18 protein-coding genes are annotated in these 13,790 nt (G+C 61.6%); 12 read left to right on the forward strand and 6 right to left on the reverse strand.

Going from position 1 to position 13,790, the window contains the following annotated elements; all coding sequences use genetic code 11:
- Positions 1 to 2: 2 nt before the first annotated feature.
- The 3 genes from AB4Z15_RS10930 (at position 3) to AB4Z15_RS10940 (ending at position 2,939) form a co-directional block, all read left to right on the forward strand.
- Complete coding sequence (locus AB4Z15_RS10930) at positions 3 to 1,406, forward strand: MFS transporter (RefSeq protein WP_442017281.1); 1,404 nt, start codon at positions 3 to 5, stop codon at positions 1,404 to 1,406.
- A 7-nt stretch (positions 1,407 to 1,413) separates the two neighbouring features.
- Positions 1,414 to 1,884, forward strand: coding sequence for an acyl-CoA thioesterase (locus tag AB4Z15_RS10935; protein WP_442017282.1), 471 nt, complete (start codon positions 1,414 to 1,416; stop codon positions 1,882 to 1,884).
- Positions 1,885 to 2,054: 170 nt separating this feature from the next.
- The gene (locus AB4Z15_RS10940) at positions 2,055 to 2,939 is read left to right on the forward strand and encodes a PaaX family transcriptional regulator (RefSeq protein ID WP_442017283.1); all 885 of its coding nucleotides are present in this window, start codon (positions 2,055 to 2,057) and stop codon (positions 2,937 to 2,939) included.
- A 32-nt stretch (positions 2,940 to 2,971) separates the two neighbouring features.
- Here AB4Z15_RS10940 and AB4Z15_RS10945 read toward each other — a convergent pair whose 3' ends face one another.
- Complete coding sequence (locus AB4Z15_RS10945; RefSeq protein WP_442017284.1) at positions 2,972 to 3,754, reverse strand: VOC family protein; 783 nt, start codon at positions 3,752 to 3,754, stop codon at positions 2,972 to 2,974.
- 208 nt (positions 3,755 to 3,962) lie between these two features.
- Positions 3,963 to 4,604, reverse strand: a complete 642-nt coding sequence (locus tag AB4Z15_RS10950; protein ID WP_442017285.1) for an NADPH-dependent F420 reductase — start codon at positions 4,602 to 4,604, stop codon at positions 3,963 to 3,965.
- A 104-nt stretch (positions 4,605 to 4,708) separates the two neighbouring features.
- Between AB4Z15_RS10950 and AB4Z15_RS10955 the strand changes: the two genes are divergently transcribed.
- The 4 genes from AB4Z15_RS10955 (at position 4,709) to AB4Z15_RS10970 (ending at position 7,261) form a co-directional block, all read left to right on the forward strand.
- On the forward strand, positions 4,709 to 5,416 hold the full coding sequence (locus tag AB4Z15_RS10955) for an HAD family hydrolase (protein ID WP_442017286.1): 708 nt from the start codon (positions 4,709 to 4,711) through the stop codon (positions 5,414 to 5,416).
- A 74-nt stretch (positions 5,417 to 5,490) separates the two neighbouring features.
- Positions 5,491 to 5,700: a DUF4177 domain-containing protein gene (locus AB4Z15_RS10960; protein WP_223935036.1), complete on the forward strand. Its 210-nt coding sequence runs from the start codon at positions 5,491 to 5,493 to the stop codon at positions 5,698 to 5,700.
- Positions 5,701 to 5,828: 128 nt separating this feature from the next.
- Complete coding sequence (locus AB4Z15_RS10965; protein ID WP_442017287.1) at positions 5,829 to 6,377, forward strand: type IV toxin-antitoxin system AbiEi family antitoxin domain-containing protein; 549 nt, start codon at positions 5,829 to 5,831, stop codon at positions 6,375 to 6,377.
- Positions 6,374 to 7,261 carry a nucleotidyl transferase AbiEii/AbiGii toxin family protein gene (locus AB4Z15_RS10970; protein ID WP_442017288.1) on the forward strand — a complete coding sequence of 296 codons (888 nt, stop codon included), beginning with the start codon at positions 6,374 to 6,376 and terminating at the stop codon, positions 7,259 to 7,261. The genes AB4Z15_RS10965 and AB4Z15_RS10970 overlap by 4 nt, the downstream gene beginning before the upstream one ends.
- A gap of 78 nt (positions 7,262 to 7,339) precedes the next feature.
- Here the strand turns inward: AB4Z15_RS10970 and AB4Z15_RS10975 are convergent, their stop codons facing one another.
- The 3 genes from AB4Z15_RS10975 to AB4Z15_RS10985 all read right to left on the reverse strand — a co-directional run bounded on the left by AB4Z15_RS10975 (position 7,340) and on the right by AB4Z15_RS10985 (position 9,097).
- The gene (locus tag AB4Z15_RS10975; RefSeq protein WP_442017289.1) at positions 7,340 to 7,864 is read right to left on the reverse strand and encodes an SRPBCC domain-containing protein; all 525 of its coding nucleotides are present in this window, start codon (positions 7,862 to 7,864) and stop codon (positions 7,340 to 7,342) included.
- Between the two features lie 104 nt (positions 7,865 to 7,968).
- Positions 7,969 to 8,370 (reverse strand): hypothetical protein, encoded by a 402-nt coding sequence (locus AB4Z15_RS10980; protein ID WP_442017290.1) that lies wholly within the window; start codon positions 8,368 to 8,370, stop codon positions 7,969 to 7,971.
- Positions 8,371 to 8,485: 115 nt separating this feature from the next.
- A complete protein-coding gene (locus AB4Z15_RS10985; RefSeq protein ID WP_442017291.1) occupies positions 8,486 to 9,097 on the reverse strand; it encodes an NADPH-dependent FMN reductase in 612 nt (203 codons plus the stop codon).
- A 184-nt stretch (positions 9,098 to 9,281) separates the two neighbouring features.
- Here AB4Z15_RS10985 and AB4Z15_RS10990 point away from each other — a divergent pair, with 184 nt between their 5' ends.
- The 5 genes from AB4Z15_RS10990 (at position 9,282) to AB4Z15_RS11010 (ending at position 13,051) form a co-directional block, all read left to right on the forward strand.
- Positions 9,282 to 10,490 (forward strand): Re/Si-specific NAD(P)(+) transhydrogenase subunit alpha, encoded by a 1,209-nt coding sequence (locus tag AB4Z15_RS10990; protein ID WP_442017292.1) that lies wholly within the window; start codon positions 9,282 to 9,284, stop codon positions 10,488 to 10,490.
- A complete protein-coding gene (locus AB4Z15_RS10995) occupies positions 10,490 to 10,825 on the forward strand; it encodes an NAD(P) transhydrogenase subunit alpha (protein ID WP_442017293.1) in 336 nt (111 codons plus the stop codon). The genes AB4Z15_RS10990 and AB4Z15_RS10995 overlap by 1 nt, the downstream gene beginning before the upstream one ends.
- A complete protein-coding gene (locus tag AB4Z15_RS11000) occupies positions 10,822 to 12,195 on the forward strand; it encodes an NAD(P)(+) transhydrogenase (Re/Si-specific) subunit beta (RefSeq protein ID WP_442017294.1) in 1,374 nt (457 codons plus the stop codon). The genes AB4Z15_RS10995 and AB4Z15_RS11000 overlap by 4 nt, the downstream gene beginning before the upstream one ends.
- Positions 12,196 to 12,322: 127 nt before the next feature.
- Positions 12,323 to 12,577 (forward strand): hypothetical protein, encoded by a 255-nt coding sequence (locus tag AB4Z15_RS11005; RefSeq protein WP_442004821.1) that lies wholly within the window; start codon positions 12,323 to 12,325, stop codon positions 12,575 to 12,577.
- A gap of 117 nt (positions 12,578 to 12,694) precedes the next feature.
- Entirely contained in the window at positions 12,695 to 13,051 is a 357-nt protein-coding gene (locus tag AB4Z15_RS11010) for a hypothetical protein (RefSeq protein ID WP_442017295.1), read from the forward strand.
- On the opposite strand, the gene AB4Z15_RS11015 is transcribed toward AB4Z15_RS11010, so the two are convergent.
- Positions 13,048 to 13,785: a maleate cis-trans isomerase family protein gene (locus tag AB4Z15_RS11015; RefSeq protein ID WP_442017296.1), complete on the reverse strand. Its 738-nt coding sequence runs from the start codon at positions 13,783 to 13,785 to the stop codon at positions 13,048 to 13,050. The genes AB4Z15_RS11010 and AB4Z15_RS11015 overlap by 4 nt on opposite strands.
- Positions 13,786 to 13,790: the final 5 nt, after the last annotated feature.

The following is a 13,790-nucleotide window of genomic DNA, read 5'->3' on the forward strand; positions in this document are numbered from 1 at the left end:
CCATGGCCGCCGCACCGGTGAATGACTGGAACGTGCCCAAGCGCACCACCGGCTTGGTGCTGATTTGCTGCTGGCTCGCCATCCTCGCCGAGGGTTACGACGTCGGCGTTCTGGGGGCAGTGCTTCCGGCGCTGGCCGAGTACAAGCAATGGAACCTCAGCCCGCTTGCCCTGGGTGGGCTGGGATCATATGCCTTGATCGGCATGCTTATTGGAGCCCTGTTCATCGGGACTCTCAGCGACCTCGTAGGCCGCAAGAAGATGCTGTTGGCTTCCATGGTCATCTTCACGATCACCCAGGCAGGTGCGGCCTGGGCTCCCACGCCCGAGCTGTTTGGCATCTTCCGCCTCATTGGGGGACTCGGCATGGGCGGCGTCATCCCCGTGGCCGCAGCCCTGACAATCGAGTACTCAGCTCCCAATAGGCGTTCCTACAACTACGGCCTCATGTATTCGGGCTACTCGCTGGGCATCGTTGCGGCCGCGCTTGCTGCGATGTTCGTGCTGCCGGTTGGTGGCTGGCGGGCGGTCATCGCTATTGGTGCCGCGCCGATTGTCCTGCTGCCCATCATTTGGAAATTCCTCCCGGAATCGTTGGAGTACCTCGAGTCCAAGGGACGTAAGACGGAGGCCAAAGCCTTGGCTGCCAAGCTGGAGATAGCCGACTACCAGCCGGTTGTACCGGTGGCTGAACGCGGTTCACAGGCAGCCTCAGACACAGCCTCACACGCCGCCGATCCGTGGTGGAAAACCATCACCACGATGTTCTCCAGGAAGTACCTGCGCTCCACGGTGTTCTTCTGGATTTCGTTGTTCTGCGGCCTGGTACTCGTCTACGGGCTCAACACCTGGCTGCCGAGCATCATGAAGAAGGCCGGCTACGATCTCGGCTCGTCCCTGACGTTCCTTTTGGTCTTCAGCCTGGCCTCCGCGATCGGCGGTCTGCTCCTGGGCCGTGCGGCCGACAAGTATGGCAAGAAGCTCATCCTGGTGGTGTTCTACATCCTGGGTGGCCTGGGCATCATGCTCCTCGTCTTCCCCAACACCATGGTGGTCAACCTGCTCTTCGTGGCCTTCGCAGGCGTCGGTTCCATCTCAACGTCGCTGGTCCTCACGGGCTACATCGCCGATTACTACCCGGCCAAGGTGCGCGGGACCGCCACGGGTTGGGCTCTCAGCTTCGCCCGTCTGGGCGCGATCTCCGGACCACTGATCGGCGGTTGGATAGCAGGTTCCAAGCTGCCGTTCGAGGCCAACTTCGCGATCTTCGCGGGCATCGCAGTGGTGGCAGCAGCCGCCGTCGCAATGATTCCGAAGCCGCAACCCGAGGTGACAGTTGCTGCGCCCAGCGCGGGAGCCGACGTCGCGGATCCGGACGACGAGACCGCGGTAGTCAGCACCCACTAGGAGAATCATGGACGCGTTTCCTGAAGCGAGTGTTGAGCGGACGGTTGAGTGGGTAGACACCGATGCCTCCGGCCACCAACACAACTCGGCCATCCTCCGATGGGTGGAAGCCGCCGAGGCAGAGCTGTTCCGCTCCCTGGAGCTGCCGGACTACTTTCCCAACGCTCCTCGCGTCCAGCAGGTGATCAACTACAAGGCCAAGCTCTGGTTCGGCCAGCGCGTCACCGCCACGGTGAAAATCCACGCGCTCGGCCGGACCTCGCTGACCATGGCCTTCGAGGTCCGCGGCCACCCACTTGAAAATGCGGCCCGCGAAACGCCCGACGGCGTCACTCACCAAGGTGCATCGTCGGACGGCAGCGAGGTGGCCGCCTTCGGGACGGTCACCACGGTCCACGTCCCCAACGGCACCACCGCCGCGCAGCCTTGGCCGGAACATTTTGTCCGGGCAATTGGGGCTGTGCAGGCCGCCGAATAGCTCCGCGAGATGGCAGATAACCCCAATGTTGAGCCTTGGCATTGGGGTTAAATGCCATCTCGGCGAACTGTACGTTGACGGGGCCTCCGCCCTTCGCCGGCCATTGATGGTTCCACACCTATGATGAACATGACTGGCGCCTTACCTGGCGCGGAAATGAGGGTCCTTCAATGTTCGCCGTCCCGGCACCCCCGGTGCGCCATCAGCAACTCCTGGTCACCATCTTCGGTCTTTATGGCAGGAATGCCGGTGATGCGCTGCCGGTCTCCGCACTGGTTTCGATGCTCGGTACGCTCGGCTATGACGCGCCAGGTGTGAGGTCGTCCGTTTCCAGGCTTAAGGCCAAGGGTGTCCTGAAGAGCGTGCGCGAAGGCGGCATTGCCAAGTACAAGATCGCCGAATCGGTGAGCGACGTCTTCCGTGAAGGTGATCGGCGGATCTTCGCCCCCGAACAGCCAGCTCCCGTGGATACGTGGGTGCTCGCCGTGTTCTCCGTGCCCGAATCGATGAGGAACCGCCGGCACCAGCTGAGGTCCGCCTTGTCCAGCCTGGGATTTGGGTCCGTGGCTTCCGGTGTATGGATTGCTCCAGCACACAAGCTGGAGCAAGCTCGCGAACGCCTCACTGCCAGCGGGCTCATCGAGTTCGTGGACCTCTTCCGCAGCGACTATGTTTTCGATGGCCCCATGCGGCCCAAGATCTCCGAATGGTGGGATCTCAAGGAACTCGATGAACAGTTCACGGAGTTCCTTGAGATCTACCGGGGCGCAGAGCAGCAGTGGATTGACCTGGTGGGCACCGACCCTGAGGCGGCCCTGGCTGATTCCACGGCCGAGGTGCGGCGCGACGCTTTCCGCTACTACATTCCGATGCTCACCTTGTGGCGCAAGTTCCCTTACCGGGACCCCAACCTGCCGTCGGACTACCTTCCGCCAGAGTGGCATGGGCCGGAAGTCCGCCGAACCTTCCAGGCAGTGCACCGCCTCGCCGCGCCGCTCGCCGCGGCACACGCCCATGAGGTCATCAGCGAAGCCTTGGACCCTGTCCTGACGTAGCCGTTGGTGCGGGCTTAGTCCTTAGTCCCGGCTTAGTCCTTGGTTCGGGGCGCGTCGATGATGCCGAAGATTTCTCCCTGGGGCGCCTGCAGGATTGCCATCCGACCCATGGGGCTGTCCATGACTGGCACCAAGGCTGAAGAGCCCAGCTCCACGGCGGTTGCGGCGGTTCGATCTACATGGTCGCTGGCAAACCAGGCCAGCCAATGATTCGGCGCGCCCTCGGCCATTTCGGTGTCGTGCTGAATGCCGCCCACTTCTCGGCCATCAGTGGCCCGCTTGGCGGTTGCGTAAATGAATCCGTCCTGGTCGATGTCCTGGTAGGTGAAGCCAAAAACATCGGCATAGAAGGACCGGGCCAGCGCGTAGCCGCGGGTGTGGAGTTCGTTCCAGCACAATGCCCCGTGCTCGTTGACGCGCTCCGCCCCGATATGGCTTCCCGCCTGCCAGATGCCAAAGACTGCACCAACGCTGTCCGCGGCAAGTGCCATGCGCCCCGAATCCATTACATCGAAGGGAGGAGCGATGAGTTGGCCACCAACAGCCGCTACTTCTTTGCACGTGGTGTCAACATTGTCCGAGGCCAGATACGTGGTCCAGGCAGTTGGCATGTTGGAATCCTGCTTGGGGCCCAGTCCCGCAACAGCCTGTCCATCCAGTTGGGCCAGTAGATAGCCTCCGGCTTCTTCGTCGCCGGAGAGGTAATCCCAGCCAAACAACTCCGTGTAGAAGGCCTTGGCTGCAGGGAGGTCATCGACCCCCAGATCCACCCACGCGGGTGTTCCTGCAGGCCATTTCTCAGTTTGGGTAGACATAGCAACTCCTCGGATTCAGGGCTTAATTGGCGCGGCTGCCTCCCGGAATGCCCTATGCGCCGGGCTTCCTGGGAGGCAGCCACTCCCTTTGTGCGTCCAGCGTCCAATTCGTGATGCGATTCGGCCCAAATCTTGGCCTCAAATCGTGCCCCAATACAAAGGAGGCGGCAGGCGTAAGCCGCCTGCCGCCGTCGTGCGTGTTCTGTTATCAGACGGTGCGCGTCGCCTTGGCGAGGTTTTCCCGAAGTTCGTCCGCGTTCTGACGGATAACGTAGGCCGGGCGGTCACGCTCGACGCGCCAGCTGTCTTCGAGCGGCCCGATGTTGACGGTGTCGAAACCGAACTCGTCGTACAGCTTGGTCACGAGTTCGGCGGCTTCCGGGAAGTCGCTGGCTGTGGCCAATGCGCGGCGGTTGGGCGTGCCGGCAGGGGTGCCATCGGTGGTGATGTCTTTTGCGAAGATGTGGTTGAAGCCCTTGGCTACCTTGGATGTGGGCAGGTGCTTCTGGAGCAGGCCCGAGGTGGTGGTCTCGCCGTTATCGAGCGCGGGAATACGGCCGTCGCGCTCCCAGTAATAGTTGTTGGTGTCGATGACGATCTTGCCTTCCAAGGGCCCCGCCGGGATGTCCTGATAGTTCTTCAGGGGAACGGTCACGACGGCGAAATCACCTGCCGCTGCTGCCTCAGCCGCCGTCGCGGCCCGGGCCCGCGGGCCGAGTTCTGTGACCAGTTCCGCGAGGGTTTCCGGCCCCCGCGAATTGTTGATCACGACGTCGTAGCCAAGTTCCACGGCTTTGCGCGCGACCTGGCTGCCAATGTGTCCTGCACCGATGATTCCGATTGTTGTCATACTCCCGCCAACAAGATATTGCAGACGCGTATTTCCGGCGTTACGGAATATGTCGCAGTCAAAGATGAGTTTCCGTGAATGGTGGTGATAAGTAGACTTACTAAATGTCTACTGCAGCGAATTCCAACCCCAAGAAACGCGGTGTCCTCTTCGACGTCGATGGGACGTTGATCGACTCCAGCTACTTCCACGCGTTCGCCTGGTGGCAGGCCTTCAGACGCGAAGGCTTGGACATCCAGATCTCCGACATTCATCGTAGCGTCGGAATGGGTGGCGACAAGCTGGTCCAGCACCTGGTTCCGGGCTGTCCGGAAGACATGCAAAAGGAATTGAAATCCGCGCACGGAGCTGTGTTTTCGACATTCTGGCCGTCATTACGCGCCTTCGACTCCGCCAGGGACCTCCTTGGAGCCTGCTCCGATTCCGGGCTGGCGGTTGGGCTGGCGTCGTCAGCGCAAGAGCGCGACCTTGACGTCAGCAGGCGGCTCCTCGACGCCGGTGGGTCCATTGACGCGTGGACCAGCTCCAATGACGCGGACGAAAGCAAGCCTGCCCCGGATATCCTCCTGGCGTGCCTGAAGAAGTTGGAACTCGATCCAGCGGACGTCGTCTTTGTTGGCGATGCTGTCTGGGACGTGAAGGCTGCTGCGGCAATTGGCGTTCCTGCCGTCGCCGTGACTTGTGGTGGTATCAGCGAGGCCGAGCTACGCGACGCGGGCGCCGTGGAGGTCTACGACAATCCGCGGCACTTGCTGGAGAATCTGGAAAGCAGCGCCATTGGACGGCTGACGGCGGGGACGCTCAGTGGTTAAGAAGCGCGGCCGCCCGCGCCACCGGGTTGAGTAGCATTGCCCCCAATTGACCAGCAACGGAAGGAAGTCGCATCATGCAGCAGTATGTCGTCCTGCAAGTGATCCTCAAGGAGAAGCTGCTGGGAACCGGTTCGGGCAATCTGACGTCCCTGGAGAAGGCCATCAACGATCAGGCCGCGAAGGGATACCGGCTCCACACCATCACCACGTCGAGCAGCGGGAGCAAGGGGCTCGGCGGCGGGGACCGTATCCAGGCAACGATGGTGTTCGAGCGCCTCGGATGATTTGACTTCGTCGACAAGCTGGGGCGTTCGCACGGCCGTGGTGGACCGACTTGCGGGCGAGGATGAGGATGGTGACCAAAATGGTCGCAAGGATGGCACAAGCGTACCGAAAGCGGTACGCTTTTGCCGTGAGATCGACTAGTTCGTACCGGCAGACCCTGAGGGAACTTGCCTACGACACCCATGGCGTCATCACAGTGGCCGACGCGCGCGAAGCAGGTGTACCTCCCGTGGAGCTCCGGAAACTGACTGCGCGAGGAGCCCTGCGACGCATCGGGCACGGCGTGTACCGAATGATCGAAGCCCCTTCGAGCAGCCTCGACGAGTTCGCTGAAGCCGTAGCGCTCGGAGGAGAAGAAGCTGTACTCGCTGACGAATCTGTGCTCGCCGCCTACGGCTTGGGTCAGGTCAACCTCCGCAAAATCAGGGTGGTCACTCCTCGGAGGGTCCGCAGCCGGCTGCCGGACACAGTCGAGATTGAACAGCGGAAAGTGCCTCTTTGGGACCGCGGCTACATTGAAGGCATTCCGGCCATGGGTGTGGAAAGCGCGCTGTTGGGTTCTCGAGGACGAATCATGACTGAGCGTCTGGTCGATGCGGCCCGTAAAGCGGAGCAGCGTGGTCTGCTCGATTCAGCAGCCGCAGCCCGCGTCATCAAAGTTTTGGAAACATCTTGAGCACACCACCTAACGACAATCAGCCAGAGGAAATCATTGCGCCCAAGAATGTCCGGTATTTCGAGGGCAGGATCGCAGAGCTCGCAAAGGCCGAGAACTCGACCGTCGCCAAGCTCAAGTCCCTAGTAGCCAACCTGGCGGTGTGCCAAATGCTGCCCCCATCAGCGGTGAAGGGCGGCACTGGTCTAAAGCTACGGCTTGGCGAGAACCTCACGCGTCAAACCCCTGATCTGGACACCGCCTTTCGCGGGAACATGCAGAATTTTGAAGAGCAGTTGCGAAAGAATCTTGCGGCTGGTTGGGGAGGATTCACCGGTGCGGTTGTGCCGGGAACTCCTCGCGCACCAGAGAGCGTGCCGACCGCCTACATCATGCAGCCTTTCGCGGTGAAGCTGCAGTACCGAAACAAGTCCTTCACGACGGTGGAGCTTGAAGTCGGCTTCGACGAGCTTGGAGCAACGGGAGATCTCACGGAGACAGCACTCTCGGCGGAATTGATCGACACTTTCGTGGCCCTAGGGCTCCCTCGACCGAATCCGGTGCCTGTCCTACCCCTCCACCATCAGGTATCACAGAAACTGCATGCGTGTACCGAACCCGGAAGCCAGCGGGCCCACGATCTGGTCGACTTGCAACTGATGGCCGGCCTTGCCGATGACGTGTTGGTGGCTGAAACGGTGGAACGGCTCTTCCGATTCCGGCGTCAACACGACTGGCCAGCTGTGGCAGTCTCGACCAAGAAGTGGGGCACTCTATATGCCGATGCGGCCCTCGGCCTGGAGGAGGTAGTGTTTCCCACTGTCGGCGATGCCGTCCAATGGCTGAACGGTGAATACATTCCGCGGATCGTGGCAGCAGGAAAAGTTCCTAACGCTGCAGATTGACGCAAAAGCCTGGGAGCTCGTGGTGCTCGGGGGCTTCGGCGTCCGGCACCTGGTACGGATCGCTCTACGACCGCCAAACTATGCTTTGAGGGCTCCCGGTATCCCATTGAGGCGAAGGGTCGTCCCCGTGCGCAGGTGAGGTAAGTCAGCGCTGCCGTCTCCGGTTCGCTTGATGAACGTGACCTGCTCTGTCCAGGTCAGCGTGCTTCTCCCCATTTCGGTATCGGCCAAGGTCACCGTCACGAGCGATGCCCACCGGGTTACATCGTCCACGATTGCTTCATAGACGAAAACGATCCGGCGATCGGGAATGATGTCGAGGTAGCGCGAACGATTGCGCAGTTTCCCGGCCTGCCCGTCGAGCATGACGAAAGTGCTGCTCGCTTCCTCACCGCCGCCAATGTGGAAGTCGTGATCATAGACGGACCCCGTTCCTGGCATCCGAAACCATTGCCGGCGCAACCGATCATCCGCGAACACGGCGAAGAGGTCCGCCCGGTTCGCATCGAAATCGCGCGTGATACTGAAAGTCTCGTGCCTCACGTCCGAAGGCTGCTCACCACTCGTTTGGTCGAAAGGGTGCCCATCATGCAACTCAGTCATGCCAGCCAACTCTCTGTTTTCTCATCACGTATCTGTGGGAACAGAGGCAGGCCGCAGTTGCTTCCCGCGCTTGATCTCAGCCGGACGGCCGCGCCTGGCGCCGTCTAGAGTTCCTCGTCCCGCACTTCCTCATTCCGACCGCGTCCTCGAACCGCCCAGATGATCAGCGCAATGACGATGATCGCAGCAACGGCTGCCAGGATCCACGGCGTGACGTCGGTCCGGGTTTGCTCCTGGGGTTGGGACTCTCCGGTCCCTGGGTTCGCGGGTCCGCTGCTTGCCGGGTTGGACGTGGTTTGCCCGCCGGACGATGGAGCTGGGTTTGTGGGTGTCGCCGTTGATGGGCCGGACGGGTTGCTGGGCGAGGCCGACGGTGTGGGGGTGGTGGCAGCGACGTGGCCTTGCATGGCGGCGGGGTTTGCTGCGTTTGCTGCTGCCGCGATGGACAACATGGACCCGGTGAAGAGGGTCAGTGCCAGGGTTGTCAGGGCTAATCTACGAAGCATCGTTTCTCCTGTGGGATAGGGCGTGTCCGCGAATCCTCATAGTAGTAAGCATACTGACTAACAAAGAAAATGGATGGGTGTCGCCCCTAGACAAGGGGCGACCCCACCCGAGGGGCTAGCGCGTTAGCTTGGCCGAATCCGGTTCCGGATCGCCGATATGGCCCGGAGCGTTGGCTGCCAGGACACGCTGGACGAACGCGCTGTATTCCTCCATATAGTGGCGCAGCAACCCTGCCGTGCCCTCGTCCTTAACCGAGCCGTCGTCGTCGTACGCGTCCGCGACGAAGCGGATGTAAGCCTCCGGCGCATTCAGCTGAGGTGCGTCGAGGAAGCTGAGGACGCTGCGCATGGAGGACTGCATCACCGCGGTTCCGATGCCACCAGGCGACGCGCCGATAATGCCGGTCGGCTTCCGTGCGAAGGAGTTGCTTCCCCACGGTCGTGATCCCCAGTCGATGGCGTTCTTCAATGCGCCTGGAATGGAACGGTTGTACTCGGGGGAGACGAACAGGATGCCGTCAGATACGGCGATTGCGTCCTTCAATTCCCTGCCGGCGGGCGGGAAATCGGAGTCATAGTCGGAGCTGTACAGCGGGAGGTCCCGGATGGCGATCTCATGAAATTCCAGTTCCGGAGGCGCCACGCTGATGAGCGCCTTGGAGAGGACCCGGTTGATCGAGGTACTAGAGAGGCTTCCGACGAAATAGCCGATTTTGAATGTGTCCATAGCGGCGTTCCTTCCCGACGGCACGGCCGGAACCGGCTCGTCGACGGTGTGGAGGCTGGATGCCCCAGCTTCCACCGACCCTAATGGACTTGTCCACATAGCGCACCCCCTACTCCCGTCCTGACCTTTGCGGCCATAGACTCATGCCAACTGGTTCCGGAGAGTTCCCGAAGAGGGGTGGCGGGTGAAAGCAGGCGTAGCGCGCGAGGCACTCGACGGCGAGCGCAGAGTGGCAGCCACGCCCGAAACGGTCAAGCAATTGACCGGGTTGGGCCTTGATGTTGAGATCGAGTCCGGAGCGGGGCTTGCCTCCGGACACAGCGACGATGATTACCGGCAGGCCGGCGCTTCTGTTGTGCAGTCCTTGGATCTCGGATCCGTAGACGTTTACTGCCACGTGCGTCCCATGGAACCGTCGACGGCGGGAGCTCTCCGCGCGGGTTCAGTCACCGTTGGTTTGGGGTCGCCGTCGTCGGAGTTGCCAACCGTCCGCGCGCTCGCCGCAGGTGGCATCACCTCCTTTGCCCTGGAACTGGTTCCCCGGATCTCGCGGGCCCAATCCATGGACGCCCTCACCTCACAGGCCCTGGTGGCTGGCTACCGCTGTGTCCTTGAGGCCGCGACGCGACTGCCGCGCTTCTTCCCCCTGTACATGACCGCGGCCGGAACTATTCCGCCGGCGCGAGTCCTGGTGCTGGGGGCAGGCGTGGCCGGACTCCAAGCGATCGGCACTGCCAAAAGGCTTGGCGCGCGTGTTTCAGCCAATGACATCAGGCCGGCCTCGGCAGACGAAGTGGCTTCCATGGGTGGGACTTTCATCAAGCTGGACCTTGAAACAGCCGAAGCTTCAGGCGGATATGCGCGCGAGCTCAGCGCAGACAGGGGTGCCTTGCAGCGTGCGCTCCTGACCCCGCACGTAGCGCAGGCAGATGTCCTCATCACCACTGCTGCCGTCCCCGGACGCCGGGCACCACTTCTGGTGAGCCGCGAAATGGTCCAAGGGATGCGCCCGGGATCGGTCGTAGTAGATCTGGCGGCTGAGTCAGGGGGAAACGTCGAAGGCAGCATCCCCGGGCAGGACATCCACATCCCCACCGCTGATGGGCAAGGCGAAGTGACCTTGGTGGGGCTCAAGGACCCAGCGTCCGCGATGCCCGGCGATGCCTCACGCTTGTTCGCCAAGAACGTGGCCAACCTGATCGCATTGATGACCCGGGACGCAGTTGTCGTCCCGGACTTTGAAGACGAGGTTGTGGCGGGAACCTGCCTCACCCACGACGGCGAGGTGCGGCACGCGCCAACGGCTGAGGCACTCACGGCGCTCGCGGGTGAGACCGGCCCCTTTGGCAGTGCCCACACCGCGGCCAACCCTGGCAGTGAAGGAGCGCATTGATGGATGGCATGAGTCTGCTGACGATCACCGTACTGGCAGTTTTCGTGGGCTTCGAGGTCGTCTCCAAAGTTTCCAGCACCCTGCACACACCGCTCATGTCCGGGGCAAATGCGATCCACGGGATCGTCCTCGTGGGTGCGATCATCGTCGCTGGCCAGGCCTCTGATCCGTGGGTTTTGGCGGTTGCCCTGCTGGCTGTTGTCCTTGCCACTGCCAACCTTGTGGGCGGCTTCGTGGTGACCGACCGCATGCTGGAGATGTTCCGCGGGAGGCAACGGCCGCTGTCGCCAGTTGTTTCATCCGAGGATCATGCGGGTAAGGAGCTCGGCCGGTGACTCTTCTGGATCCCACCTGGACAGCTCTCCTCTATCTCGCAGCCGCAGCCTGTTTCATCCTGGCGCTCAAAGGTCTGAACTCACCGCGGACGGCACGGCGTGGAAACCTCATTGGGGCGTTCGGAGCCTTGTTGGCTGTCGTCACAGTGTTCGTCTCGGTGAAGCTGGACAACGTTCCGTGGATCGTTGGGGCAATAGCTCTGGGATCGGTGGTGGCCGCACCCGTGGCACGGCGTGTTCAGATGACGCAGATGCCCCAACTCGTGGCCCTGTTCAATGGTGTGGGTGGCGGCGCAGCCGCGCTCGTGGCATTGCTGGAGCTCTCGCATACAGGGGATGCGTGGGTCCGCCTGGCCATTGTGTTCACGCTGCTCGTCGGGGCCGTTTCCTTCGCCGGTTCTGGAGTTACGTTTGCCAAACTGCAGGGGCTGATGACCACCCGGCCAGTAACGTTCCCGGGCCTGCCTGTACTGATGGCCGTGGTGCTGCTGGCCGCAGTGGGCGCAGGGGTTGCGGTGATACTGAACGGTTCACTGTTGCTCGCCCTTGCGCTGCTGATCCTTGGCCTTGTGGCAGGTATCCTGCTGGTGCTCCCGGTGGGCGGCGCCGACGTACCGATTGTCATCTCGCTGCTCAACGCCTTCACCGGATTGGCCGTGGCCGCGTCCGGATTGGTGCTGGGCAACGTACTCCTGGTGGTGGCCGGAACCCTGGTTGGAGCGTCAGGCACCATCCTCACTCGGGCCATGGCCGCCGCAATGGGCCGCAGCGTTACGGGCATCATGTTCGGTGCCTTCAAGGGTGGCTCCACGGCTGGGTCCACTGCGGTTAGTGAGCGCCCGGTCAGATCCTCCAGCCCGGAGGATGTTGCGGTGCTGCTCGGGTACGCCCAGCGGGTGATTATAGTTCCCGGGTACGGCTTGGCCGTGGCGCAAGGCCAGCACACGGCCGCTGAGTTGGCCTTGGCTTTGGAGGCACGCGGGACAGAGGTGGACTTCGCCATCCATCCTGTTGCCGGACGCATGCCCGGGCACATGAACGTCCTCCTGGCCGAGGCAAACGTGCCGTATGAGTCGCTGAAGGAAATGAGCGATATCAACCCGGAGTTCAAGACGGCCGATGTTGCTTTGGTGGTGGGTGCCAACGACGTAGTGAACCCTGCAGCCAAGACCACCTCCGGCTCGCCGATTTACGGAATGCCCATCCTGGAAGTAGCTGACGCCCGGCAGGTGGTATTCCTCAAACGGTCCATGCGTCCAGGATTCGCTGGCATCGAAAACGAACTTTTGTACGAGCCACAGACCACGTTGCTGTTCGGCGATGCAAAGGATTCATTGACCAAGGTGTTGGGCGCAGTAAAGGCGCTCTAGGAGGATCAGCCCCCCCAAATTTCGGCCCCTAATTTCGCGTCACGTTCGGACTGGTGAAGCCACGTCTTTTAAACAGAAGTCTGCCCAGACGGCGACTGCGAAAAGATGCATGGCTAGGAGTCATCGATTGCAAGACGATATGAAGGATTCGACGCCGGATTCCCGCTTCGACAAACCACAAAGCAAGAGAGTGACAGATTGGAGGCCCCTCGTTGGCCTGGACGTTCAAATCTGGCGCGGCAACAAGATCGTGGACCAAGGCCTCGTGGAAGCGGTGACGGCTGACGGCGACGTTTTATGGCTCAAACAAGAGGGAGCAACAAACCGTCGGCTTGTCATGAAGGAAGCCGGAACAGGGCTTCGGGTACGGCTCATCACCTGAGCACAAAGCCGGGGTGCCCGGCCTCGCACCCTTCCCGGCCATCCGCCGTCGTCCTAAGCTGAACCGTACGAGTTACCCAACCCATGCCGAACCGCCACATCTAAGCGAGGTTGCGCCATGACCGTCAAACTCAACAAGAAAGCATTCGATAACGCGAAGCACCTGATCAGCGACGGGAAGATCGTCAAGGACGTCCGGGATGACTGGAGCGAGCATGCCCCGTCCACCCAGGACGAGAACAAGTTCCTGGAGAAGCACGGCCAGGCGGAGTATTCCAAGTGGTATCTCGGTGTGGACGACGATCACCCGGATGACCAAAAGGGCCACTACAAATTCCCCTTCGGCGACTTCAAGAAGATCCACAGATGTGCGGTCATCTCTGCCGAGAGCCGTGCGGCGCAGAACGACTATGACGATATCCGGGATGCGCTCGGCAAGCTGCTCGAACGCATCGATGAGGACAACGAGGATTAGCGTACGGCGTCAGCCAGCAACCGCCCCCATTTCGGGTCCAGCAACGGAGCTCCGACAAGCTTGAGGGCATGCCAGAGTGTCACTGCCACAGAGTCGAGAACAGGGACGCCTGTTCGGGCTTCAACGTCGGCTGTGATGTTGGCTCCGTAAAGGTTGGTGCAGAGATAGACCAGGGCGTCCGGATGAGATGCCGCCAGCTCCAATGAACCCGGCAGCATTTCCTCATCAGTAACGCGGCCAAAGGATTCGTTATCGGTGAGATCAAGGTGCCGGTGATCGATCGTCTTGATGCCTTCTTTGGCATAGGACGCGATCACGGCCTCATTCACGTCTGCGGTGTAAGGCGTGAACAGACCAATTCGCTCGGTGCCAAAGGACGAGAAGGCCTCCAAGTAGGCGAGCGTGGACGTGGTGGCCGGTATGCCTGTGGCGTCGGTGATCTCACGGACCAAGGCGTGGTCGTGGGAAGCGCCGAGCCAGGATCCGGACGTGCCGTTCCATGCAATAACGTCCACGTTTGCTGTGGCCAGCAACTCGGCGGCGGCGCGCATCACGGAGGAATCGAACTGCTTGTCCGAGGAGTCGTCCAAGGCAATCCGGGTGACGGGGATGCGGGTTGAATGGATGGTTACATCCTGGCGGTCGCCAAGAATCCGGTAGGTCTGCGGCTCGAGGCAGGTATTGGAGGACGGCACGATCATGCCGATGCGGATGGGGCGGTTGTTTGAAGGCATGGTTG

Source organism: Paenarthrobacter sp. 2TAF44 (assembly GCF_052114885.1).
Classification (GTDB): Bacteria; Actinomycetota; Actinomycetes; order Actinomycetales; family Micrococcaceae; genus Arthrobacter.

Excerpts from the sequence above, each read along its gene's own strand:
- AB4Z15_RS10930 (WP_442017281.1), top strand. The coding sequence starts at position 3 with ATGGCCGCCGCACCGGTGAATGACTGGAACGTGCCCAAGCGCACCACC.
- AB4Z15_RS10935 (WP_442017282.1), top strand. The coding sequence starts at position 1,414 with ATGGACGCGTTTCCTGAAGCGAGTGTTGAGCGGACGGTTGAGTGGGTA.
- AB4Z15_RS10940 (WP_442017283.1), top strand. The coding sequence starts at position 2,055 with ATGTTCGCCGTCCCGGCACCCCCGGTGCGCCATCAGCAACTCCTGGTC.
- AB4Z15_RS10945 (WP_442017284.1), bottom strand. The coding sequence starts at position 3,754 with ATGTCTACCCAAACTGAGAAATGGCCTGCAGGAACACCCGCGTGGGTG.
- AB4Z15_RS10950 (WP_442017285.1), bottom strand. The coding sequence starts at position 4,604 with ATGACAACAATCGGAATCATCGGTGCAGGACACATTGGCAGCCAGGTC.
- AB4Z15_RS10955 (WP_442017286.1), top strand. The coding sequence starts at position 4,709 with ATGTCTACTGCAGCGAATTCCAACCCCAAGAAACGCGGTGTCCTCTTC.
- AB4Z15_RS10960 (WP_223935036.1), top strand. The coding sequence starts at position 5,491 with ATGCAGCAGTATGTCGTCCTGCAAGTGATCCTCAAGGAGAAGCTGCTG.
- AB4Z15_RS10975 (WP_442017289.1), bottom strand. The coding sequence starts at position 7,864 with ATGACTGAGTTGCATGATGGGCACCCTTTCGACCAAACGAGTGGTGAG.
- AB4Z15_RS10980 (WP_442017290.1), bottom strand. The coding sequence starts at position 8,370 with ATGCTTCGTAGATTAGCCCTGACAACCCTGGCACTGACCCTCTTCACC.
- AB4Z15_RS10985 (WP_442017291.1), bottom strand. The coding sequence starts at position 9,097 with ATGGACACATTCAAAATCGGCTATTTCGTCGGAAGCCTCTCTAGTACC.
- AB4Z15_RS10995 (WP_442017293.1), top strand. The coding sequence starts at position 10,490 with ATGGATGGCATGAGTCTGCTGACGATCACCGTACTGGCAGTTTTCGTG.
- AB4Z15_RS11010 (WP_442017295.1), top strand. The coding sequence starts at position 12,695 with ATGACCGTCAAACTCAACAAGAAAGCATTCGATAACGCGAAGCACCTG.
- AB4Z15_RS11015 (WP_442017296.1), bottom strand. The coding sequence starts at position 13,785 with ATGCCTTCAAACAACCGCCCCATCCGCATCGGCATGATCGTGCCGTCC.